The following is a 21342-nucleotide window of genomic DNA, read 5'->3' on the forward strand; positions in this document are numbered from 1 at the left end:
AACAGTGGCCCGCGAGGCCGCGTCCCGGTCCGGGCTCGGGAACATCCCGGTTCGAGCGGGTTGATCAGCGACTGGTTCGATCTGGCCAACGCGGGGCCCAAACGCGAGCCCGCCTCGCATGCGGTGATCGCCTCGGCGATCGGGGTGCGCGGGCCGGAGATCCTGTTCGTGTCCGATCATCCCGACGAACTGGACGCGGCCGTGGCGACGAACTGGACGCGGCCGTGGCGGCGGGCTGGCGCGCGGTGGGTGTCACGCGGGCGGGATAGCCCAATTCCCCTCGCTCGCCGCATCATTGGGTCGGCTCGTTCGCCGAGATCGATCTCGCGGACCGGTAGCCGCGCACGACATTCGAGGGCTACCGGATCCTCGGGTGCCGCGGGTCAGCGCACGCCTGCGGAGGTGGCGCGCTGGATCAGATGCTGCACCAGGGTCATCAGCACGGTTTTGCTCGAGCCGCGATCGCGCGCGTCGCACAGCACGACGGGCACCTGCGCGTCGAGGTCCAGTGCGTCGCGGACCTCGTCGGGGGTGTAGACCGGGGCGTTGTCGAAACAGTTGACCGCGACCGCGAAGACGAGCCCGCGGCGTTCGAAGTAGTCGATCGCGGCGAAGGAGTTCTCCAGCCTGCGGGTGTCGGCGATGACGATCGCGCCCAGCGCGCCGCGCGCGAGTTCGTCCCACAGGAACCAGAATCGGTCCTGTCCGGGGGTGCCGAACAGGTACAGCACGAGGTTGTTGTCGATGGTGATGCGGCCGAAATCCAGCGCGACGGTCGTAGTGGTCTTGGCTTCCACGCCGGACAGATCGTCCACGCCGGTGGATATTTCGGTGATCAGTTCCTCGGTGCGCAGCGGGGTGACCTCGCTGAGGGAGGAGACCATGGTGGTCTTGCCGACGCCGAAACCACCGGCGACGAGGATTTTGACCGAGGCGGCCAGGGTTCGGGTATCGGTCACGGGTTCAGAGCTTTCGGATTCCGGCGAGGACTGCTCGCAGGATGGTCAGGTCGCCGGGACCGGCGTCGGTGTCGACCGGTGCCCGGAAGGTCAGGTGTCCCTCGCCGATGAGGTCCCCGACCAGGATCTTGGTCACCGCCAGAGGCAGTTTGAGCAGTGCGGAGACCTCGGCCACCGATTGCGGTGCGCGACATACTCGCACGATGGCCGCGTACTCGGGTTCGGTGCGCCGCAGCCGGGGTGCGGCCTCGGGGGTGACGACCAGGGTGAGCATATCCAGGTCGTGTCCGGCGCCGACGGTGCGGCCCCGGGTGACCGCGTAGGGACGCACCAGTGGTCCGGCGTCGTCGTCGTACCACGAGTGGCCGTGGCCGCTCATGAGGATCGCTGCGGCGCGTGCATCGGGCCGCGGGTGCCGGTGGACAGGTAGCTGCCGAGACGTTGCACGGTCAGGTTCATCTCGTAGGCGACCATGCCGAGGTTGGCGTCGTCGGTGGCCTGCAAGGCGATGCACGCGTTGTCTCCGGCGGCGGTGACGAACAGGACCGCGCGGTCCAGTTCGATGACCGCCTGGCGCACCCCGCCGCCGTCGAAACGGCTTCCGGCGCTGCGCGCCAGACCGTAGAGGGTGGCGGACATGGCGGCGAAGTGTTCGGCGTCCTCCCGGCTCATCGTGGTGGACCGGCCCAGCACCAGTCCGTCGGTGGAATGCACCACCGCGTATCGCACACCGGCCAGGCGGTCCACGAGGTCGTCCAGCAGCCAGTTGAGATCCCCTGCGTTGGATATGGTCATCCTCGGCCTTCCTGACTCATGCGATTCGGCACAACATTACCGTTCTGTGACGAGGTTGCGGCCGGTCCACGGACAATGGCCGACAAGGGCCGCACTCTTGACAGCAATTGTCGAATATGTCTGGGGCACTGCGGTGTTACAGCGATTCGTATACTCGGTCGGTGATGTCGATTGCGCAGGTCTGTGGTGTGGGTGGGGCGATGCTGCTGGGTGCGATGTCCCCGGGCCCGGATTTCCTGATCGTCACGCGCAACGCGATGCTCTCGGGCCGGCGCGCGGGCATGGCGTCGGGGGCCGGGGTGGCGCTGGGGGTGTTCGTGTGGGCGGTGCTGAGCGGGCTGGGGGTGGCCGGGTTGCTGGCGGCCTCGGCGATGGCGTTCACCGTGGTCAAGCTCGCCGGTGCGGTGTACCTGTGCTATCTGGGGGTGCGGGCGTTGCTGGCCGCGCGGCGCGGGGCCTATGACACTGGCGCCGAGCAGGTTTCGGCGGATCCGGTGGGGGTGCGGGCGGGTTTCCGGCAGGGGCTGCTGAACAATCTGCTCAATCCGAAGGCGGCGGTGTTCTTCGTCGCGTTGCTGCCGCAGTTCCTGCCCGCGTCCCCGACGCTGGCGGACACCGCGCAGGTCGCGGTCGCGGCCACGGTGGTGACCCTGGCGTGGTTCGTGGTGCTCGCGGTGGGGATCGCGACGTTGCGCCGGGTGTTCACCCGCCGCCGGGTGCGGCAGGTGATCGATGGGGCGATGGGCACGCTGCTGGTCGGGCTGGGTGTGCGAATAGCGTTGCAGAGCAACTGAATCCGGCGATCGGTCCGGCACCGGGGCGGATCGGCCCGGGTGAGGGGCGGTCCGTGGGCGCACGGCGCGGTAGATTGTGCGTATCGCGCGGTTACTCATAAGTAGGAGGCCTGTTCATGCCCGCACCGGATCCCGCCGAATTCGCCCGCCTGTCCGGATTCGCCGCGGTCGACTCCGCGGGGGTCCACGCGACGCGCACGATCACCGAGGTGTTCACCGGTCAGGTGCTCGGTGAGGTGCCCGTCGGCGCTGCCGACGACGTGACCGCCGCGGTCGCGCGCGCCCGCACCGCCCAGCAGCAGTGGGCCGCGCGTCCGGCCGCCGAACGCGCGCAGGTCCTGGACCGGTATCGCGCGCTGGTGGTGCAGCAGCGCGAGCAGTTGATGGATGTGATCCAGGCCGAGTCCGGCAAGGCCCGCTGGGCCGCGCAGGAGGAGATCATGGGCCTGATGTTCGCGGCCCGCTATTTCTCCCGCGTCGCGCCGAAACTGCTTGCCCCGCAGCGGGTGCGCGGTGCGTTCCCGCTGCTGAACCGCGCCGCGGTGCATGCCCGGCCCAAGGGTGTGGTCGGGGTGATCGCGCCGTGGAACTATCCGATGCTGCTGTCGATCGGTGATGCGCTGCCCGCGCTGGCGGCCGGGAACGCGGTGATCGTCAAACCCGACAGCCAGACCCCGTATTCGGCGCTGGCGAATGTGGAGTTGCTCCTGCGTGCGGGGCTGCCGCGCGATGTGCTGCAGGTGATCCCGGGTCCGGGCGCGGTGGTGGGCACCCAGATCGTACAGTCGTGTGACTATCTGATGTTCACCGGTTCCTCGGAGACCGGCCGTACTCTCGCGCGTCAGTGCGGGGACCGGCTGATCGGGTTCTCCGCGGAGCTGGGCGGCAAGAATCCGATGATCGTGGCGCGCGGGGCGGATCTGGCCAAGGCCGCTCGCGCGGCGGTGCGCGCGTGTTTCTCCAACGCCGGGCAGCTGTGCATCTCGATCGAACGCCTCTACGTGGACTCGACGGTGGCCGCGGAGTTCACCGACCTGTTCCTCGCGGCGGTGCGCGCGGCGAACCTGGGTGCGGCATACGACTTCTCGACCGATATCGGCAGCCTCATCTCCGCCGCGCAACTCGAGACGGTCACCAAACACGTCGCCGACGCGGTGTCCAAGGGCGCGACGGTGCTGGCCGGCGGTAATGCGCGCCCGGATCTGGGGCCGCTGTTCTTCGAACCCACGGTGCTGTCGGGGGTGAGCGATGAGATGGAATGCGCCCGCAACGAGACCTTCGGCCCGCTGGTGTCGATCTATCCGGTCTCGGGCGTGGAGGAGGCCATCGCCCGCGCCAACGACACCGAGTACGGCCTCAACGCGAGTGTGTGGGCCGCGAGCACCGCGGACGGACAGCGCATCGCCGAGCGTCTGCACGCGGGAACGGTCTGCATCGATGAGGGGTACGCCCCCGCGTGGGGCACCACCGCCGCGCCGATGGGCGGGATGGGCATTTCCGGCGTGGGCCGCCGCCATGGTCCGGACGGGCTGCTGAAATTCACCGAACCGCAGAGTGTGGTGGCCACACGCTGGATGAATCTGGATCCGCCGTTCGGGCTGCCGCAGAGCACCTGGCAGCCCGCGCTGATGGCGATCGCCCGCAGCATCCGGTTCCTGCCCGGACGCTGAACCACGCCACATCGGGCGTGGTCGCGTCGAATCCGCGCAGGAGAGGGGCCTTCGCGGACCACGCTTCGCCCACAACACACTCGTCCGGCCCCGGGAGGGTGAATCCGGGGCCGGACGAGTCGGGCGTGGCTGCCGCACCCGCACGATGTGTGCGGCTGCGGCAGCCACGGGCAGGTTCCGCCCCGGAGTGGACGGCCGGTGCGGAACCGCTGGAATCAGGACTGTGGATCGCCGGACAGGTGCGCGCCTGTGCGCGGCGGATCCGCCTCGAGCTGTTCGACCTCGGCGTCGGTGAGCAGCCGCGAGCGGATCAGGAACCGCACCCCCTCGGGGGCTTCGAGGGAGAATCCGCTGCCGCGCCCGGCCACGACGTCCACGGTCAGGTGGGTGTGCCGCCAGTAGTCGAACTGGTCCGCGCTCATCCAGAACGGCGTCTGCCCGGGCAGCTCGCCCAGCAGCACATCCGCGGCGCCCACCCGGAACTCCCCGCGCAGATAACACATCGGGGAACTGCCGTCGCAGCAGCCGCCGGACTGGTGGAACATCACCGGACCGTGCCGGGCGACCAGTTGGTCCAGCAGTTCGGCCGCGGCGTCGGTGATCCCGATCCGCCGCGCCGAACCCGCCTCGCCCGGATCGGGCATCAGAAGAATCCCTGCTTGTTCGGCGAGTAGCTGACCAGCAGGTTCTTGGTCTGCTGGTAGTGATCCAGCATCATCTTGTGGTTCTCGCGCCCGATGCCGGACTTCTTGTATCCGCCGAACGCCGCGTGCGCGGGGTAGGCGTGGTAGCAGTTGGTCCACACTCGTCCGGCCTTGATCGCGCGACCCAGCCGGTAGGCGGTGTTCATATCGCGGGTCCACACGCCCGCGCCCAATCCGTAGAGGGTGTCGTTGGCGATGGCGATCGCGTCCTCGACGTCGTCGTAGCGGGCCACCGACACCACCGGGCCGAAGATCTCCTCCTGGAACACGCGCATGTCGTTGCGGCCCTCGAAGATGGTCGGCTCGATGTAGTACCCGTTCGGGTAGCCCTCCACCTTGCGCGCCTGACCGCCGGTGAGCACCTTGGCACCTTCTTGGCGGCCGATGTCCAGGTAGGACAGGATCTTCTCGAACTGGTCGTTGCTGGCCTGCGCGCCGATCATGGTGTCGGTGTCCAGCGGGTTGCCGCCGGTGATCGCGCGGGTGCGCTCGATGCAGCGGGCGATGAACTCGTCGTAGATCGAGGAGTGGATCAGCGCGCGCGAGGGGCAGGTGCACACCTCGCCCTGGTTCAGCGCGAACATCACGAAACCTTCGACGGCCTTGTCCAGGAACGCGTCGTCGGCGGCGGCGACGTCGGGCAGGAAGATGTTCGGGCTCTTACCGCCCAGCTCCAGGGTGACCGGGATGATGTTCTCGCTCGCGTACTGCATGATCAGCCGGCCGGTGGTGGTCTCGCCGGTGAACGCGACCTTGGCCACCTTCGGGCTCGAGGCCAGCGGCTTGCCCGCCTCGACCCCGAATCCGTTGACCACGTTGACCACTCCGGGCGGCAGCAGATCCGCGATCAGATCGATCACCAGCAGCAGCGAGGCCGGGGTCTGCTCGGCCGGTTTGATGACCACGCAGTTGCCCGCGGCCAGCGCCGGGGCCAGTTTCCAGGCGGCCATGAGGATGGGGAAGTTCCACGGGATGATCTGCCCGACCACGCCGAGCGGTTCGTGGAAGTGGTACGCGATGGTGTCCTGGTCGATCTCGGAGATCGCGCCCTCCTGGCCGCGCACCGCACCGGCGAAGTACCGGAAGTGATCCACGGTCAAGGGCAGGTCCGCGGCCAGGGTCTCGCGCACGGCCTTGCCGTTCTCCCACGATTCGGCCACCGCGAGGCGTTCGAGGTTCGCTTCGATGCGGTCCGCGATCCGGTTGAGCACGTTGGCGCGTTCCCCGGCCGGGGTCGCACCCCAGCCCGGCGCGGCGGCGTGGGCGGCGTCCAGGGCCGCGTCGATGTCCGCGGCGGTGGATCGGGCCACCTCGCAGAAGGTTTCGCCGTCGATGGGGGAGGGATTCTCGAAATACCGTCCCTCGGCGGGCGCTTTCCAGTCCCCGCCGATGAAGTTGTCGTAACGGCGCGCGAATTCGACGATGCTGCCCTCGGTTCCGGGCTTGGCGTAGATCATGATGCTCGCTTCGTGGTCGGCCGTGGCACGCGCGGGCCCATGACGCTCACGCCAGGCGCGATGCCTGCGCGAGCCGACGCGCGTCCCACGGGGTGATCCGGGACGGCGTCAGTGTGGAACACCATGGTTGGCAACAGGTTGGCGTCGCGCGCGCACCCTGGCTCGAGTGGAGTTTCAGTCGGCCAGGGCCGCGTGCAGGCGCGCGGTGACCTCGGGACGGCGCGGATCTCCGGGCTGCAGCAGCCTCAGCGCGTGCTCGTGCACCCGGACGTCCTCGGGGCAGCGGATGCCGAATTGCACCGCGTGCGCCGCGCACGGGCTCTCGAGTACCGCGGTGCGCACCCGCACCGCCAGATTCTCGCGCCACTGGGCGATGCCGGGGGTATCGGATCCGGGCAGCAGCGGCCCGCGATACAGCCGCAGCGCGGCGGTCAGGTCTCCGGCGGCCAGCGCGTCCAGCAGGTCCACCGCGTCACAGGAGATGGGCCGGGTCAGCAGGTAGCGGCGGCTGGCGATCTCCCCGCCGGTGGCGTGGCGCAGATGTGACACATCGGCTTTGAGGGTGCTCGCGCTCACCGGCCGATCGCCGTAGATCGCGCTGTGCAGCCGTTGCGGGGTGAACCCGTCGGGTTCGAGCGCGAGCAGGGTGAGGATCTCGAGCTGACGCGGGCGCAACCGCACCGGGCACCCCGCGCGCGACAGACTCGCCCCGCCCAGGCATTGCAGGCGGATCCCGGGTTGCTCGGCGGGCAGATCCGGGGGCAGCTGCGAACGGATCGCGGTCGCCAGGGCCCGCACGGTGGACAACGCCAGCGGATGCGAACGCTCCCAGCTGGTGGACAGGTCGATCACGCCGAGCCGGCGCCCGTCGGGGGCGTTGATCGGGGCGCTGTAACACACCCAGCTGTGCAGGGCGGCGATGAGATGTTCGGCGGAGAACACCGTCGCGGGTTGCCCGGTGCACAGCGCCAGTGACATCGCGTTGGTGCCCATGTGCGGCTCGTCCCACCGGCCGCCGGGCGCGAAGTTGAGTTGTTCGGCGCGTCTGCGCAGCACCCGTCCGCCCGAGACCCACAAGATGGTGCCGCGCTCGTCGGTGACGCAGGCGGTGAATCCGGAATCGTCGGTGATGCTGTGCAATTCGTCGGCCAGCGCGGTCACCGGCGCGCGCAACGGCGAATGCGCCCAGCGGGTGGCGATCTCGTCGTCGTCGTCGGGTGCGGCGCGCCGTTCGGGATCCACGGTGCTCAGCGAGCGCTGCCAGGACCGGGCGACCTCGCTGCGCAGCATCGTGTGCCCGGAGCTGGTGCGGGCGAGCGGTTCCGGGGTCGGGGCGTGCGGGATCGCCCAGCGCGCCCACTCCTGTTCCAGGGCGGCGCGCTGGGCGGTGAGTGTGCGCGACTGCGGCATGGTCACCAACCTCGTCGTCGGGCGAAAGTCCGGGCGCTGTACCCCATGATTGCGCAAACCGGACCCGGTCGCGGGGAAATTGTCGGACCCGGCTGGTACACAGGAAACCATGAGCTCATCGTTCCGATTCGGCGTGAACATGTTCCTCACCGATTCCAAGAAGTCCTGGATCGAAAAATGCCGCAAGGCAGAGGATTCGGGCTTCGACGTGCTGGGGGTGGCCGATCATCTGGGTTTCCTGGCGCCGCTGCCGGCGATGCTGCTGGCCGCCGAGGCGACCGAGCGCGCACAGGTCAACTCGTTCGTGCTCAACGTCCCGTTCTACAACCCGACCCTGCTGGCCCGCGAGGTCGCCACCCTGGATCTGCTCACCGACGGCCGCGTCGAACTCGGCCTCGGCGCGGGCTACGTGAAATCCGAATTCGACGCCGCCGCAATAGAATTCCCCAGCGCGGGCCGCCGCGTGCAGCAGGTCGCGGACACCGCACGCACTCTGCGCACCACCTTCGCCGACCCCGATTACCGTCCCCGCCCCGCCCGCGCGGGCGGCCCGCCGCTGCTGATCGCCGGATGGGGCGAACGGATGCTGCGCGTGGCCGCCGAACACGCCGACGTGGTGGCCTTCACCGGCGGCCGCGCCACCGACAGCGGCCTGATCACCGCGGGCACCCCTGAGGATCTGGACCAGCGCGTCGCCGCGGTGCGCGAGGCACTGGGCCCACGCCGCGAGAGCACCGAATTCAACATCCTCATCCAGCAACTGGCCGCACCGAACGAACGCGCCGCCCTGCTCGAACGCCTCGCCCCCAATCTGCCCGAGGGCGCTGCCGAGCGCGCCGAGGAGATCCCGATGCTGCTGGTGGGCACGCCTGCGCAGATGGCCGACCAAATCCGCGAACGCCACACGCGGTACGGGATCAGCTATTTCACCGTCCTCGAGCCGAACATGGACAAGATGGCCCGCGTCATCGAGCTGCTGCGCTGAGCCTCACTTGTTGAGGAAGATGCCCGCCACGTCGGCGTTCTTGATCGGCGTGGCGGCATTGCGCTGATTGCTGCACAGGAACTTCACCGACACCATCGTCGCATCCACCGTCGTGCCGGCCGGTTCGTGATCGTCACCGGTCTGCTGCTTGACGAACTTCGTGATCGTGACTCGCTGGGTGTCCTGATCCTGCTTCACGTAATCGCTGCACGCGGTGTCGCCACCCTTGTTCAACGCCTTCTGGACATCGCTGCATCCGGTCAGAAGCGTTGCGGCAACACCCATCACACCCACACCGGCGGCCGCCCATCGCACGGACTTCATCGCGATCTCCTCTGCTGCACGCCGGGCCGACCCCGGCGATCCCGCCCGACAGCTTAGGGTGTGCACGCAGTGCACGCCCGATGACGTACCGCTACCCTACGGCGGTGAGTTCGTCGCGCATCGCCGCACCGGTATCGGTGTCCTCGGTATCGGATCAGCTGGGATTGGTCTCCGCACACCCACCGCTGTGGGTCATCGCCGCCACCGCCGCGGTCGCATTGGTGCTGGTGCTGTACACGCCGGTGTGGCGGATCCTGCGCACCGCGGTCACCATCGCCCACGAAGGCGGGCACGCACTCGTCGCGGTACTGACCGGACGAACCCTGCGCGGAGTGCGCCTGCACTCGGACACCTCCGGCGTCACCGTCTCGCGCGGAAAACCCTACGGCCCGGGCATGATCCTGACCACGATGGCCGGATATCCCGCCCCGTCGCTGCTGGGCCTGGGCTGCGCGGCACTGCTGGGCATCGGGCGGCTGACGCTGATGCTGTGGCTGGTCGTGGCCGCGCTCGCGGTGCTGCTTCTGTTGATCCGCAACATGTTCGGTCTGCTCGCGGTCGTCGTCGCGGGCGCGGCCGTGTTCGGCGTGTCCTGGTACAGCAATGTCGTGGTCCAAGGCGTCTTCGGGTACGCGGTGGCCTGGTTCCTGCTGTTCGGTGGCCTGCGCGCGGTCGCGGAACTGCAGCGTGTGCACGTACGCGGCGACGGCTCGGATGCCGATCAGCTCGCCCACCTGACCCGGCTGCCGGCCTTCTTCTGGGTGCTGGTGTTCGCCGGGGCATCGCTGGCCTGCCTGGTGGGTGGTGGCCGCCTGCTGCTGACTCCCTGGCCGTTCACCTGAGCGCCAGCGCCGAACCCGGTGCGCCGGGCCCGCAACCAGGCAATCAGAACAGCTAGGGCCGCGATCCCTGCCCGGCGTACTCACGCCACCGCCGCGCTTCCCCTGCGCTGCCGTGCCGATCCAGGACCTCGGCCAGCCCGGTCATCGCCCGCACGTCACCGTGTTCGGCCGCGATCCGCCACCACTGCTCGGCCTCGGCGAGTTCACCGTGCCCGAAACGCACCGCTCCCAGGTCGTACGCCGCACCCACATGCCCCAGCCCCGCGGCCTGATCCCACAACGCACACGCCTGATCGGTCTCACCGCGCCCGTGCATCGCCACCCCCAGCTCGTACAACGCCCCGCGATATCGCGACTCGTCCGTCGGCGCCGTCCGAATCCCCACCGCCACAACCAGTTCCCCGAAATCCGGCGCACCCACACCGGTGCTGCACCGCAACACCGCGGACCCGTCCTGCGATCGATCGGCCAGCACGCCGTAATTACCCGCCCACGACACCGTCGCACCATCGGGGCCCAACCACACCGGCGTCAGCGCGAACCGCGCATCGGGCCCCGCACCGTACAGCTCGACATCCACACCACCGGACATCGCCTCGGTCCACACATCCACCCCACGCAACCGCCGCCCCGCCAGCGCCACATGCCCGCTCAACACCGACACCGCGATCCCCACCCCACGCACCCCGGCCGGGGGAGCCGCGCGCTGCAACGTCAAACTCAGTATCGTCGGATCCGCGCCCAGCGCCTGGCAATACATCGGCTGCACCACCTGCCCCTGCCATCGCACAGGCTCGGTCCCGCCATACCGGTCGGCCAGCGACCCACGCGAAACGTCCTGCTCGTCATACCGATCCGGCCCGGTCATCGTGCCCGCCGCCTTTCGCCGAAGGTGTCCCGCGGAAAACCCGCGCCATACCGCGATACCCACACCGGAACGACAAACCCCTTGACCCCGAACCTATTTCCGGCCCCCGCACCGCTCCGGCGACCGACCGAAACCAGCCGAACGGTATGCGCGAAATGCTCCATTGCATTCGCCCGCAATACTATTCACACCACACACCCCGCGCGCGCGAACCCTCGCCACCGGCCCGCGCAAGACCCGCACGGCACGCGCGCAAGCCGCGCGCAAGACCAGCGCAACCGCATCGCGGCACCGTGGGATCCATGAGCGAAACATTCGACGTCGTCGTCGCCGGAGCCGGACCCGTCGGACTGATGCTCGCCTGCGAGCTGCGCCTCGCCGGTGTGCACGTCCTGGTCGTGGACCGGCTCACCGAACCCGACCCCACGATCAAAGCGGGCTCGATCAACATCCCCACCGCACAGGCCTTCGACCGGCGCGGCCTGCTGCCGCAACTCACCGAACGCCACCGCGCACTCATGGCCCGCTTCGCACCCGCCGACCCCGCACCGGCCGGGCGAGTGCGGCCGGTGGGGCACTTCGCCGGGATCTGGATCAACCAGGACGACGTGGACGACACCGATCCCGCCTTCGCCGAACTCGGCCCCGTGCAGGAAGCCTGCATCGTCCCGCAACAGGGGATCGAGGAAATCCTCACCGCCCGCGCAACCGAACTGGGCATACCGATCCGCCGCGGCACCGAAGTCACCGGCTTCACCGACGACAGCGACAGCGTCACCGTCTGGCTCGACGACACCGCCGTGCGCGCGAGCTGGCTCGTGGGCTGCGACGGCGGCCGCAGCACCGTGCGCAAACTCGCCGGATTCGACTTCCCCGGCGTCGACCCGCTCATCACCGGACACCAGGCCATCGTCGAGATGCGCGGTGCTGAAGCACTGCAACGCGGCTGGTCCTGCACCGACACCGGCATCTACGTGTACGGGCCGATGCCCGGCCGCATTCTCACCGTCCAGTTCGACGGACCACCCGCGAACCGCACCGCCCCGGTCACCGCCGCCGAACTCCAGCGCGCCCTGCGCGCGGTGTCCGGAATCCCGGTCGAGATCACCGCCGTGCACTCGGCCACCCGCTTCACCGACAACACCCGCCAAGCCACCGCGTACCGCAGCGGCCGCATCCTGCTGGCCGGGGACGCCGCCCACGTGCATTCACCGTTCGGCGGACAGGGCCTGAACCTGGGCATCGGCGACGCGGTCAACCTCGGCTGGAAACTCGCCGCCGTCATCGCCGGACACGCACCGGCCGATCTGCTGGACACCTACACCAGTGAACGTCATCCGATCGGGGAGTGGGTACTGGGCTGGTCCCGCGCCCAGGTCGCCATCATGCGCACCGATCCGCACAGCCGCGCCATGCGCGCGGTCACCGCCGAATTCCTGGCCACCCGCGGCGGCGCCACCAGCGTGCTGAAGAAGATCTCCGGCATCACCCACCGCTACGACCTCGGCGACACGCACCCTGTGGTGGGCACCGTCGTCCCCGATATCGCTCTGGCCGATGGCACCCGCCCGGCCGAGCACTGCACCGACGGGCACGCGGTCCTGCTCGACCTCGCCGATACTCCCGCCTTGCGCGAGATCGCCGCTCCCTGGCAGCGCACCGTCCGTGTCGTCACCGCCAAACCCGTTGACCCGCACGACCTCTCGGGTGTGCTGATCCGTCCCGACGGCATCGTCGCCTGGGCCGCGCCCGACGGCGTCACCGGCTTGCGCGAAGCCCTGACCCGCTGGTTCGGCGCCCCGGCGTGACACTCCGCCCGCGTGGTCGCCGGTGACCGCGACACCGGCGACCACGTGGGCGCACACACACCCCAGAACTACTACAGAATGTAGTGGAACAGCGCTACGGTGAAACAACCACACGCGCACACCACAGGGGAGAAGCGACATGAGAGCGATCACCCGAACACGCCACTACGCACGAGCCCTCGCCGACGCCCGCCGCCACCGCACCGACTTGCTGGGCTGGCTCATCCGCCGACCCTGGCTGCTGATCGGCACCGGCACCTACGAAACCGCACTCCTGCTCAGCAACCGGCTCGACCCCCGCCTCAAAGAACTCGCCGAACTCAAAACCGCCGGACTCATCGGCTGCGAATTCTGCCTCGACATCGGCTCCGCCCTCGCGCACTCCAGCGGCCTGACCGAACGCCAGATCACCGACCTGTCCACCTACAGCACCAGCGACGCCTACACCGACCAGGAAAAACTCGTCCTGGCCCTCGCCGAAGCCATGACCCGCACCCCGGCAACCCTGGACCTGGAAGACCTGCGCACCCGCCTACTGACCAGCCTGTCCAAAACCCAATACGCCGAACTCACCGCCGCCATCGCCTGGGAAAATCAGCGCGCTCGCCTCAACCAGGCCCTGGGCGTGCGCCCCACCGGCATGGCCGACGGCATGACCTGCGCCCTGCCGCAACGCCCCGAGTACTGACCCGAAACCCTCAGTGGTGCAACACGATCGCCGGGGGACAGGACACACGAGAGTGCCCCCGGGCCACAACGGCCCAGGGGCACCACCGGCGAAACCGGATCAGACCAGATCGAAGCGATCCAGCTCCATCACCTTCACCCACGCCGCGACGAAATCATCGACGAACTTGCGCCGGGAATCATCCTCCGCGTACAACTCGGTCAACGCCCGCAACTGCGAGTTCGACCCGAACACCAGATCCACCCGGGTACCGGTCCACTTGAGCTCACCACTCGCGAGATCCTTACCCAGATAGGTGCCGTCATCCGCGGGGGAGGGCTCCCACTTGGTGTCCATATCCGTCAGATTCACGAAGAAGTCCGTGGACAGCACACCCGGCTTGTCGGTCAGCACACCGTGCGCGGAGTTCTGATAGTTCGCACCCAGCACTCGCAGCCCACCGACCAGCACCGTCAACTCCGGCGCACTCAGCGTCAGCAGATTCGCCTTGTCGATCAGCAGATACTCCGCCGCGGACCGGTTCGCCTTACCCAGGTAGTTCCGGAAACCGTCCGCCGACCGCTCCAGCGCCGCGAACGACTCCACATCGGTCTGCTCCTGCGTGGCATCGGTACGACCCGCCGCGAACGGCACCTCGACCTCGAAACCGCCGTCCTTGGCAGCCTTCTCCACCGCCGCCGAACCCGCCAGCACCACCAGATCCGCGAACGAGATCTTCTTGCCGCCGGACTGCTCGGCATTGAACGCGCCCTGGATACCCTCCAGCACCCGCACCACCTGAGCCAACTCGTCGGGCTCGTTGACCTCCCAGCCCGCCTGCGGCTGCAGACGAATCCGCCCGCCGTTCGCGCCACCACGCTTGTCACTGCCACGGAACGACGACGCCGCCGCCCACGCAGTCGAAACAAGCTGCGCCACAGTCAGACCCGACTCCAGCACCTTCGCCTTCAACGCCGCCACATCAGCCGCGTCCACCAACGCGTGATCCACCGCCGGAACCGGATCCTGCCACAGCAGCTCCTGCGAGGGCACCTGCGAACCCAGGTACCGCACGGCCGGACCCATATCGCGGTGCGTCAGCTTGTACCAGGCCTTGGCGAAGTCGTCCGCCAACTCCTGCGGGTTCTCCAACCACCGCCGGGTGATCGGCTCGTAGATCGGATCGAACCGCAATGCCAGGTCGGTGGTCAGCATCGTCGGCGTGTGCGTCTTGCCCTCGACATGCGCATCGGCCACCGTGCCCGCACCGCCGCCATCGACCGGAATCCACTGCCACGCACCGGCGGGAGACTTCTCGAGCTCCCACTCGTACCCGTACAGGATCTCCAGGAACGTGTTGTCCCACTTGGTCGGCGTCGTGGTCCAGATACCCTCCAGACCCGAGGTCACCGCATCCTTACCGACACCGGTGCCGTTGCCGTTCTTCCAGCCCAGACCCATCTCCTCGAGCGGAGCGGCCTCCGGCTCGGGACCGACCAGATCCGCATTGCCGTTACCGTGCGTCTTACCGAACGTGTGACCACCCACGATCAGCGCCGCGGTCTCCACATCGTTCATCGCCATCCGCGCGAACGTCTCACGGATGTCGACCGCGGCCTTCTGCGGATCCGGATTGCCGTTCGGGCCTTCCGGATTCACGTAGATCAGGCCCATCTGCACCGCGGCCAGCGGACTCTCCAGATCCCGCTCACCGGTGTACCGCTCATCGCCCAGCCAGATCTGCTCCGGGCCCCAGTACACGTCCTCCTCCGGCTCCCACCGGTCCTCGCGACCGCCACCGAAACCGAAGGTCTCGAAGCCCATGTCCTCGAGCGCGACATTGCCCGCGTACACGATCAGATCGGCCCACGACAGGTTCTTGCCGTACTTCTTCTTCACCGGCCACAGCAACCGTCGCGCCTTGTCCAGGTTGCCGTTGTCCGGCCAGCTGTTCAGCGGCGCGAACCGCTGCATACCGGCGCCCGCGCCACCGCGACCGTCGTGCACGCGGTAGGTGCCCGCCGCATGCCAGGCCATCCGGATGAACAGGGGACCGTAGTGACCGAAATCAGCCGGCCACCAGTCCTGCGAGGTGTGCATGACATCGACGATGTCCTGCTTCACCGCCGCCAGATCCAGAGTCTTGAACGCCGCGGCATAGTCGAAGCCCTCGTCCATAGGGTTGGCCACGGCCGGGTTCTTCTGCAGGATCTTCAGATTGAGCTGGTTGGGCCACCAGTCACGGTTGCTGCCGCCCTCCGAGGGGTACTTCAGGCGACCGTGCGCCACGGGGCAACCGCCCGCGGCGGGCTCGGTGTTCGCCTCTGCAATAGGCGGATGTTCCTCAGCCACAGTGTTCCTTTCGAGAGTGGGGTAGGGCTGTATTCAGATTCGAGATTGCGAACTGTGCTGGGCTGCCGAGCAATCGGGGCACAGACCCCAATACACGACCTCGGCCTCGTCCAGGACGAAACCGTTGGTGTCCGACGCGGTCAGGCACGGCGCCTCACCGACGGCGCAGTCGACATCGGCGATGACACCGCAGGAACGGCACACGACGTGGTGGTGGTTGTCGCCGACCCGGGTCTCGTAGCGCGCGACCGACCCCATGGGCTGGATACGCCGAAGCAGACCCGCGGCCGTGAGCGCACGCAACACGTCGTACACGGCCTGGTGGGAAACCGTCCCGAGCGTCTCGCGCACCCGGGACAGGATCGAGTCCGTATCGGAATGGGGACGCTCGTGCGCCGCGGCCAGCACCGCGATCCGCGGCGCGGTCACACGCAGAGCGGCACCGCGCAGCATGCGCTCGAACTCTGCTGTACTGGACACGTTCATAATTATGACTCATTCAAGTCTTTGGGGCGAGGGGTTCGCGAAAATTCTCAGGTTTCGCCCGAACGCTCCCCGCCAGACTGTGACACGCGTCTCTAGATCATTTGCGGCAGAGACTACCGATCTTGGAGTGGCACGTCCGGGTTATCGGCAGCCCGGAGGTGAACAGTTGGCAGATCCAGGCATGCACAAGGGGGACTCTGGCAGTACCCGTACTACCGGGATCTCCTTGGCGTCCGGAATGCCGCCTAGGTTGCTATGAGAGATACCCGGCTGAACAGAAGAGAGAAGCAGTGGCAAACAGCCAATTCGCAACGCATACAGAGCTTTTCGATCTGAGCGGTAAGCACGGCCTCGTCACCGGCGGCACCAGGGGCATCGGGATGATGATCGCGCGCGGGCTGCTCCAGGCGGGCGTCCGCGTGGTCATCAGCTCACGCAACGCAGAAGCGTGCGCTCGAGCGCAGGAACAGCTGTCCGAATTCGGCGACGTCCGGGCGATCCCCGCTGATCTGTCCCGGCACGAGGAGTGTGAGCGCCTCGCCGACCTCGTCACGGCCGACTCCGGAAGTCTCGACATCCTCGTCAACAACGCGGGTGCGATGTGGGACGAGCCGTTGGCGACGTTCCCGGACGCTGCCTGGGACACGGTCATCGACATCAACCTGAAGTCGCCGTTCTGGCTGGTGCAGGCGCTGCTGCCTGCACTTCGTAACGCTGGGACCGCCGACGATCCCGCGCGGATCATCAACATCGGCAGCATCGCCGCCATCCACATCCCGCAGCGACCCAACTACTCGTACTCCAGCAGCAAGGCCGCGCTGCATCAACTCACCAGAGTGCTCGCCAAAGAGCTGGGCCCGCAGCGCATCACGGTGAACGCGGTGGCGCCGGGACCGTTCCCGTCGACGATGATGGCCGCAACCCTGGACGAGCTCGGCGAGGTGATCGCGGCGTCGGCCCCGCTGCGCCGGATCGGCCGCGACGACGACATGGCGGGTGTCGCGGTGTTCCTCGCCAGCCGGGCAGGCGCTTACCTGACCGGCACCGTCGTCCCCGTCGACGGAGGGATCGCCACGACCGCGTGAGCCTTCGGCGACACCGCCCGGCTTCACCGACCTCGCGTTCATTCCCGCACGGTGTCGACGTGTCGGTGCCCGATCCGCCGGACGCCGAGGCTTCAGGGTATTGGCGGTACCTCCCTTCGCCCGCGGTGCGGGCCTACGGTGAGTGGATGCCCGCCACACTTGATCTGCGCACCGAGATCCGAGAGTTTCTGAGGTCGCGTCGCGCCCGCATCGCGCCCGAGATGGCTGGACTGCCCGCCTACGGTGGTAGACGTCGGGTCAAGGGTCTGCGTCGAGAGGAGGTAGCGCTACTCGCTGGGGTCTCGGTCGAGTATTACGTGCGCATCGAGCGCGGCAGCCTGGCCGGCACCTCGGAGGGCGTGCTCGACGCGCTGGCCACAGCCTTACAACTGACCGAAGCGGAGCGCGATCACCTGCTGCATCTCGCACGCCGGTCCGGGGCGCCCGGCGGTCGGCGGTACCGCACACCTCCCGCGACGGTGCGTCCGGTGCTGCAGGAGGTGCTAGACGCCATTACCGGTGCGCCGGCGTGGATCCGCAATGCGCGCCACGACGTGCTCGCCATGAATCAACTCGGTCGCGCGCTGTATTCACCGGTGCTGGCCGACCCACGACGGCCCGCCAACACGGCGCGGTTCGTGTACTTGAATCCCCGCGAGGCCGAGACGTTCTTCGTCGACTACGACCAGGTAGCGCGAAATGCGGCCGCGATGCTGCGGATGGAAGCGGGCCGTAATCCCCACGACGAGGAGCTCATCGCCTTGGTGGGCGAATTATCAACGCGCAGTGAGCTGTTCCGGCAGCAGTGGGCATCTCAGGACGTGCGGCTGCACGGATACGGGAGCAAGCGTGTGAACCATCCGGTGGTGGGCCGGCTCGACTTGAATTTCGAGTCCATGGATCTGCCCACCGAACCTGGTCTGCAGCTGAATGTCTACACCGCACCTGCGGGAGGGGCGGCCGCTGACAATCTGGCCCTGTTGGCGTCGTGGGCCGCCCAAGAGACGTTGGCGACCGAGTTTCATGCCCCCAGCAGATAAACCTTCGCTCCGAAGCGGTGCGGTATCAGGGGAGGACGTATTCGCATCGCGGGCGAACAACCAGCCGACTACTTGACATAATGTCAATTATCGGCGCAAAACGCGGGCGACTGAGGTGGGTAATTACGTTGTTGCGCAGCGCATGTGCGATCCAGAAAAAGGCGAGAGCAATCCGGTAAGAGTTGAGCGTGTGGGGCCGATCCGGGAAGAACCTGCGAGTTCATGCGTTTTATTCACTGATTGATGCATAACCATGCGCTCCGATTAACGTCACAGTGACGTATGTGACCGATGGTGCTTGTGAGGCGGTTTCCTGCATGTGCAGGTTTCTCCAGATTCGGGCCATCGGTCACAGGGTGGCCCCGACGTCGAAGGCGCTCACGGCGACGTCGACCAGATAGTCCACGCTCAGTTGCAGCGCGGGCGCACCGTCACTTGAAGACGCTGACACGGAAACGCGATCGACGACCACCTTGCCCGCCGAGTCGAAGAATGCGCTGGCGCCCGCGGCGGCGGTCAGCAACTCGTGTAGCCAGATGCCCGACCGATCCCCCGACGGCGGCGCGCTGCCCAGCATGGAGCCGGCCACCAGCGCGGTGGCCAGCGCGGCAGCGGCGACGACCGCCTTCCCACCTGGATCGGTGCCGGTGGCTTTGACCAAACCGTCGGGCCCGACGGCGTCTGCTGACACCTCGAAGGTGACGCCGGCGCCCGGCGCCAGCGCCCGCGCGCACCGCACTCGCACTGTCATCGGGTCTCCGCCGACTAATGTGAACGCCTTGCCGTCGGCCTGTTCGGTACGACCAACCAGCGGGAAGGCCGCCGTAGCTTCGATTGCGGTGGGAACCAAGTCGGCCAGCGACGCTGCGCCCGGATCCTGCCAGTCCAGCCGGATGTCGATGCTGGGATGGGTGGCGTCGCCGGCCAGTGTCGCCTGCGCCGAGACCGCCAGCCCGCCGGGCGTGCCCAGTTGCAGGTCGAAGTCGATCGGCCGCCCACCGATCAACGGGACGTCGCGCGGAACGTAGAGCTTGGCGTTGGAGATGGTGACGCCGGTCCACTCCGGCGGCGGTCCCCCTGGCACCGACGTGACGGTGTTGGCGTCGATGACGGCGCCGTTCGTCAGATCGATGCCGCACCCGCTGTCGCCGAACAGGATGTGCGGCGGGGTCGGTTCGACGACGAAGACGTCGTCTACCGGATCCTGGCCCACTTCGCATTTCAGCCAGGTGATCGTCGCCGGCGATGCGAGTGTGCCGACGACACGCAACGCCAGAGCCGCATGCAGGTCGACCGGGTCGGCGGTCTGGGTCAGCCATGCTTTGGACGGCCCGCCGCCGGGGTCTGCAGCCGTGACGACTTGTGCGGCGTGCAGCACCTTGTTGGGGTCGGCGAAGCTGAGCAGCCCGGGAATACCCGACAGCAGGAGGTCAACCTGGAATCCGCCGCCCGCCAGCGCTTTCCATCGATACGGCACCGGCGGGCCGCCGGGGTCCAATGCCAGCTGGATAAAGCCCAGTGCTTTGGTGTTGACCGAGGCTCGCACGATACCGGAGTGCACGTCCCCGGCGACAGCGCTGTCCGATGTCTGTAGCGCCGAGAGGAACTGTTCGATCGCTTCGCTGATCGCCACCCCGTGCCGAACCGGCAACAGGTCGTCGTAAAGAGTCATCGGCCGGTCCCATTCCTATCGATGGCCTGTTGCCGTTGCCAGGCCCGCAGCCGCTCTGGACACCGCCACGTCGGATGCTGGAGCACATGAGTAACGAACTACATAATTTTCTGCGGCGCAGGAGGGTGAAGACTCGAGTAGCCGACTACTGCGTCCACCTGCTTCGCCGAGGGCCGACGGCGTGGATAAATTTCTCGACGAGAGCACGGTGGCGATATCTCGACATGATGACCGCCGGTGAGGTGATCACCTCCGACCACGACCTTGCTCGAACTGTTCACCGCCGCCGCCCTCATGGAGCAGTGCCAGTGAAACATCAAGTACAGCAAGCAATTTGCTACTCCGAACAACCTGAACAAGCGCTTCGCCGACTTCGTTCACACCGGACTTGATGAGCCGCGAAAGACTCTCAACAGCGGTAGTGTTCACTGTGGTGGCATCAACTGCGTTTCTGGTCGTCTCGTCGTGTGACGCGACTGATCTCGTAGTCAAATCGATAAGCAGTGGAACGACGTTCGAAGATTCTGTCTCACCCAATGCCCTTGCCATGACCGCGCACCGTGGGAGCGCATGTGCATCCCGAGCATCTCGGTACGCAAGTCTTTCCACTTCAGATGCCAAGCTTGCCGCGTCACGGCGACTCGGCGACCGCCCTGACATGGGCGGGATCCATATATTCGGAAACCGTGGACATCGTACGGATATAGTTATCTAAGACATCGCTGATGTGAAACGGAGTATTCGCCGACTATCGCACTCTGTCAAAATTTCGAGCCGCCGTGACAGACTCCATTGGATTGATGACCATCGGTACACCTTCCCACCTGTGTCAGTGTGAGTGCAGGAAGACAGTTCGTCAATACTACCCAATCTGCCTTACAGGACCCCTCGGACCGTGTCTACGTATGGCGGCGCCTTTGTCGGCGGCTCTCGGGAGAATCAGGCATCGGGGGTGCTCCTCATGGCAGACTGCGGAACTCCCCTTCACTCATTGCGGCCCCCAACCCGTGACGATTCACCCATTCACCTGGCAGCCGGCAACGCGGCACTGACTTGTCCGCATCAACCCGTGGAATCGACCTGCAATCGTCGTAACGCGGACGCACCGGCAGCATAGTCCTCACGGAGGCCTTCATCTTTCCCTGAAGGATATTCCGCTCGCCGCCACAAGGCTGAACACGGGTTCGGTGGCTCTGTCGCACTTTCGGTGGTGAGGGGTGTCGGAGGGCATCATATTTCGGGTGTGTGAGGTGAATGTGCCTGCTGCCGTGGTGTTTTCGGGTTTGCTGCCGCTGGTGGTGGAGGATGTGGTCGACGAGGGTAGGCAGGTCGTGGTGTGGGCGCTGACGCCTGATGATCCGGCCGCGTGTCCGGGCTGCGGCGCCGAGTCCGCGCGGGTGCACAGCTATCACTGGCGTGTGGTT

General features: G+C 67.3%; 20 protein-coding genes and 1 pseudogene. 9 read left to right on the forward strand and 12 right to left on the reverse strand.

The features are described 5' to 3' along the window. Window positions 1-383 precede the first annotated feature (383 nt). The 3 genes from K7711_RS43205 to K7711_RS43215 are packed head-to-tail and all read right to left on the reverse strand — an operon-like array spanning window position 384 to window position 1754. Complete coding sequence (locus tag K7711_RS43205; protein ID WP_222978249.1) at window positions 384-959, reverse strand: GTP-binding protein; 576 nt, start codon at window positions 957-959, stop codon at window positions 384-386. Window positions 960-963: 4 nt separating this feature from the next. Then, complete coding sequence (locus K7711_RS43210) at window positions 964-1338, reverse strand: DUF742 domain-containing protein (RefSeq protein ID WP_222978250.1); 375 nt, start codon at window positions 1336-1338, stop codon at window positions 964-966. Further along, window positions 1335-1754 carry a roadblock/LC7 domain-containing protein gene (locus K7711_RS43215; protein WP_222978251.1) on the reverse strand — a complete coding sequence of 140 codons (420 nt, stop codon included), beginning with the start codon at window positions 1752-1754 and terminating at the stop codon, window positions 1335-1337. Before K7711_RS43215 ends, K7711_RS43210 begins: the two co-directional genes overlap by 4 nt. Before the next feature lie 164 nt (window positions 1755-1918). On the opposite strand from K7711_RS43215, the gene K7711_RS43220 reads away from it, so the two are divergent. Together K7711_RS43220 and K7711_RS43225 are read left to right on the forward strand one after the other, a co-directional pair. Then, on the forward strand, window positions 1919-2548 hold the full coding sequence (locus K7711_RS43220; protein WP_222978293.1) for a LysE family translocator: 630 nt from the start codon (window positions 1919-1921) through the stop codon (window positions 2546-2548). 116 nt (window positions 2549-2664) lie between these two features. Then, window positions 2665-4218 (forward strand): succinic semialdehyde dehydrogenase, encoded by a 1554-nt coding sequence (locus K7711_RS43225; protein ID WP_222978252.1) that lies wholly within the window; start codon window positions 2665-2667, stop codon window positions 4216-4218. A 215-nt stretch (window positions 4219-4433) separates the two neighbouring features. Here K7711_RS43225 and K7711_RS43230 read toward each other — a convergent pair whose 3' ends face one another. The 3 genes from K7711_RS43230 to K7711_RS43240 form a co-directional block, all read right to left on the reverse strand. Next, window positions 4434-4862: a DUF779 domain-containing protein gene (locus K7711_RS43230; RefSeq protein WP_222978256.1), complete on the reverse strand. Its 429-nt coding sequence runs from the start codon at window positions 4860-4862 to the stop codon at window positions 4434-4436. Next, complete coding sequence (gene exaC / locus K7711_RS43235; RefSeq protein ID WP_281033029.1) at window positions 4862-6382, reverse strand: acetaldehyde dehydrogenase ExaC; 1521 nt, start codon at window positions 6380-6382, stop codon at window positions 4862-4864. Before exaC ends, K7711_RS43230 begins: the two co-directional genes overlap by 1 nt. A 171-nt stretch (window positions 6383-6553) precedes the next feature. Next, a complete protein-coding gene (locus tag K7711_RS43240) occupies window positions 6554-7789 on the reverse strand; it encodes a helix-turn-helix domain-containing protein (protein WP_222978257.1) in 1236 nt (411 codons plus the stop codon). A 109-nt stretch (window positions 7790-7898) separates the two neighbouring features. Between K7711_RS43240 and K7711_RS43245 the strand changes: the two genes are divergently transcribed. After that, the gene (locus K7711_RS43245; protein ID WP_222978258.1) at window positions 7899-8774 is read left to right on the forward strand and encodes a TIGR03621 family F420-dependent LLM class oxidoreductase; all 876 of its coding nucleotides are present in this window, start codon (window positions 7899-7901) and stop codon (window positions 8772-8774) included. Between the two features lie 3 nt (window positions 8775-8777). On the opposite strand, the gene K7711_RS43250 is transcribed toward K7711_RS43245, so the two are convergent. Continuing rightward, window positions 8778-9098, reverse strand: coding sequence for a hypothetical protein (locus tag K7711_RS43250; RefSeq protein WP_040822105.1), 321 nt, complete (start codon window positions 9096-9098; stop codon window positions 8778-8780). 104 nt (window positions 9099-9202) lie between these two features. On the opposite strand from K7711_RS43250, the gene K7711_RS43255 reads away from it, so the two are divergent. Further along, complete coding sequence (locus tag K7711_RS43255; RefSeq protein WP_083895609.1) at window positions 9203-9940, forward strand: M50 family metallopeptidase; 738 nt, start codon at window positions 9203-9205, stop codon at window positions 9938-9940. Between the two features lie 52 nt (window positions 9941-9992). Here the strand turns inward: K7711_RS43255 and K7711_RS43260 are convergent, their stop codons facing one another. Then, window positions 9993-10808, reverse strand: a complete 816-nt coding sequence (locus K7711_RS43260; RefSeq protein ID WP_222978260.1) for a tetratricopeptide repeat protein — start codon at window positions 10806-10808, stop codon at window positions 9993-9995. A gap of 302 nt (window positions 10809-11110) precedes the next feature. Here K7711_RS43260 and K7711_RS43265 point away from each other — a divergent pair, with 302 nt between their 5' ends. Both K7711_RS43265 and K7711_RS43270 read left to right on the forward strand, forming a co-directional pair. After that, a complete protein-coding gene (locus K7711_RS43265; RefSeq protein ID WP_222978261.1) occupies window positions 11111-12616 on the forward strand; it encodes an FAD-dependent monooxygenase in 1506 nt (501 codons plus the stop codon). Between the two features lie 139 nt (window positions 12617-12755). Continuing rightward, window positions 12756-13304 carry a carboxymuconolactone decarboxylase family protein gene (locus K7711_RS43270; RefSeq protein ID WP_222978262.1) on the forward strand — a complete coding sequence of 183 codons (549 nt, stop codon included), beginning with the start codon at window positions 12756-12758 and terminating at the stop codon, window positions 13302-13304. Between the two features lie 99 nt (window positions 13305-13403). Here K7711_RS43270 and katG read toward each other — a convergent pair whose 3' ends face one another. Continuing rightward, on the reverse strand, window positions 13404-15635 hold the full coding sequence (gene katG, locus K7711_RS43275) for a catalase/peroxidase HPI (protein WP_222978264.1): 2232 nt from the start codon (window positions 15633-15635) through the stop codon (window positions 13404-13406). A gap of 33 nt (window positions 15636-15668) precedes the next feature. Then, window positions 15669-16088 carry a Fur family transcriptional regulator gene (locus K7711_RS43280; RefSeq protein WP_235748711.1) on the reverse strand — a complete coding sequence of 140 codons (420 nt, stop codon included), beginning with the start codon at window positions 16086-16088 and terminating at the stop codon, window positions 15669-15671. A gap of 323 nt (window positions 16089-16411) precedes the next feature. On the opposite strand from K7711_RS43280, the gene K7711_RS43285 reads away from it, so the two are divergent. Both K7711_RS43285 and K7711_RS43290 read left to right on the forward strand, forming a co-directional pair. Continuing rightward, on the forward strand, window positions 16412-17206 hold the full coding sequence (locus K7711_RS43285; protein ID WP_222978268.1) for an SDR family oxidoreductase: 795 nt from the start codon (window positions 16412-16414) through the stop codon (window positions 17204-17206). 146 nt (window positions 17207-17352) lie between these two features. Continuing rightward, on the forward strand, window positions 17353-18246 hold the full coding sequence (locus K7711_RS43290; protein ID WP_222978270.1) for a helix-turn-helix transcriptional regulator: 894 nt from the start codon (window positions 17353-17355) through the stop codon (window positions 18244-18246). 349 nt (window positions 18247-18595) lie between these two features. On the opposite strand, the gene K7711_RS43295 is transcribed toward K7711_RS43290, so the two are convergent. Together K7711_RS43295 and K7711_RS43300 are read right to left on the reverse strand one after the other, a co-directional pair. Then, on the reverse strand, window positions 18596-19792 hold the full coding sequence (locus K7711_RS43295) for a hypothetical protein (protein ID WP_222978272.1): 1197 nt from the start codon (window positions 19790-19792) through the stop codon (window positions 18596-18598). Window positions 19793-20164: 372 nt separating this feature from the next. After that, window positions 20165-20467 (reverse strand): hypothetical protein, encoded by a 303-nt coding sequence (locus tag K7711_RS43300; RefSeq protein ID WP_222978274.1) that lies wholly within the window; start codon window positions 20465-20467, stop codon window positions 20165-20167. A 692-nt stretch (window positions 20468-21159) separates the two neighbouring features. On the opposite strand from K7711_RS43300, the pseudogene K7711_RS49165 reads away from it, so the two are divergent. Continuing rightward, a pseudogene (locus K7711_RS49165) lies at window positions 21160-21342 on the forward strand (ISL3 family transposase); the annotation flags it as partial.

Source organism: Nocardia coffeae, assembly GCF_019890715.1.
Lineage (GTDB): Bacteria > Actinomycetota > Actinomycetes > Mycobacteriales > Mycobacteriaceae > Nocardia > Nocardia jiangxiensis.

Excerpts from the sequence above, each read along its gene's own strand:
- K7711_RS43220 (WP_222978293.1), top strand. The coding sequence starts at position 1,919 with ATGTCGATTGCGCAGGTCTGTGGTGTGGGTGGGGCGATGCTGCTGGGT.
- K7711_RS43245 (WP_222978258.1), top strand. The coding sequence starts at position 7,899 with ATGAGCTCATCGTTCCGATTCGGCGTGAACATGTTCCTCACCGATTCC.
- K7711_RS43230 (WP_222978256.1), bottom strand. The coding sequence starts at position 4,862 with ATGCCCGATCCGGGCGAGGCGGGTTCGGCGCGGCGGATCGGGATCACC.
- K7711_RS43215 (WP_222978251.1), bottom strand. The coding sequence starts at position 1,754 with ATGACCATATCCAACGCAGGGGATCTCAACTGGCTGCTGGACGACCTC.
- K7711_RS43240 (WP_222978257.1), bottom strand. The coding sequence starts at position 7,789 with ATGCCGCAGTCGCGCACACTCACCGCCCAGCGCGCCGCCCTGGAACAG.
- K7711_RS43225 (WP_222978252.1), top strand. The coding sequence starts at position 2,665 with ATGCCCGCACCGGATCCCGCCGAATTCGCCCGCCTGTCCGGATTCGCC.
- K7711_RS43250 (WP_040822105.1), bottom strand. The coding sequence starts at position 9,098 with ATGAAGTCCGTGCGATGGGCGGCCGCCGGTGTGGGTGTGATGGGTGTT.
- K7711_RS43210 (WP_222978250.1), bottom strand. The coding sequence starts at position 1,338 with ATGAGCGGCCACGGCCACTCGTGGTACGACGACGACGCCGGACCACTG.
- K7711_RS43300 (WP_222978274.1), bottom strand. The coding sequence starts at position 20,467 with ATGGCAAGGGCATTGGGTGAGACAGAATCTTCGAACGTCGTTCCACTG.
- K7711_RS43280 (WP_235748711.1), bottom strand. The coding sequence starts at position 16,088 with ATGCTGCGCGGTGCCGCTCTGCGTGTGACCGCGCCGCGGATCGCGGTG.
- K7711_RS43290 (WP_222978270.1), top strand. The coding sequence starts at position 17,353 with ATGCCCGCCACACTTGATCTGCGCACCGAGATCCGAGAGTTTCTGAGG.
- K7711_RS43265 (WP_222978261.1), top strand. The coding sequence starts at position 11,111 with ATGAGCGAAACATTCGACGTCGTCGTCGCCGGAGCCGGACCCGTCGGA.
- K7711_RS43270 (WP_222978262.1), top strand. The coding sequence starts at position 12,756 with ATGAGAGCGATCACCCGAACACGCCACTACGCACGAGCCCTCGCCGAC.
- K7711_RS43260 (WP_222978260.1), bottom strand. The coding sequence starts at position 10,808 with ATGACCGGGCCGGATCGGTATGACGAGCAGGACGTTTCGCGTGGGTCG.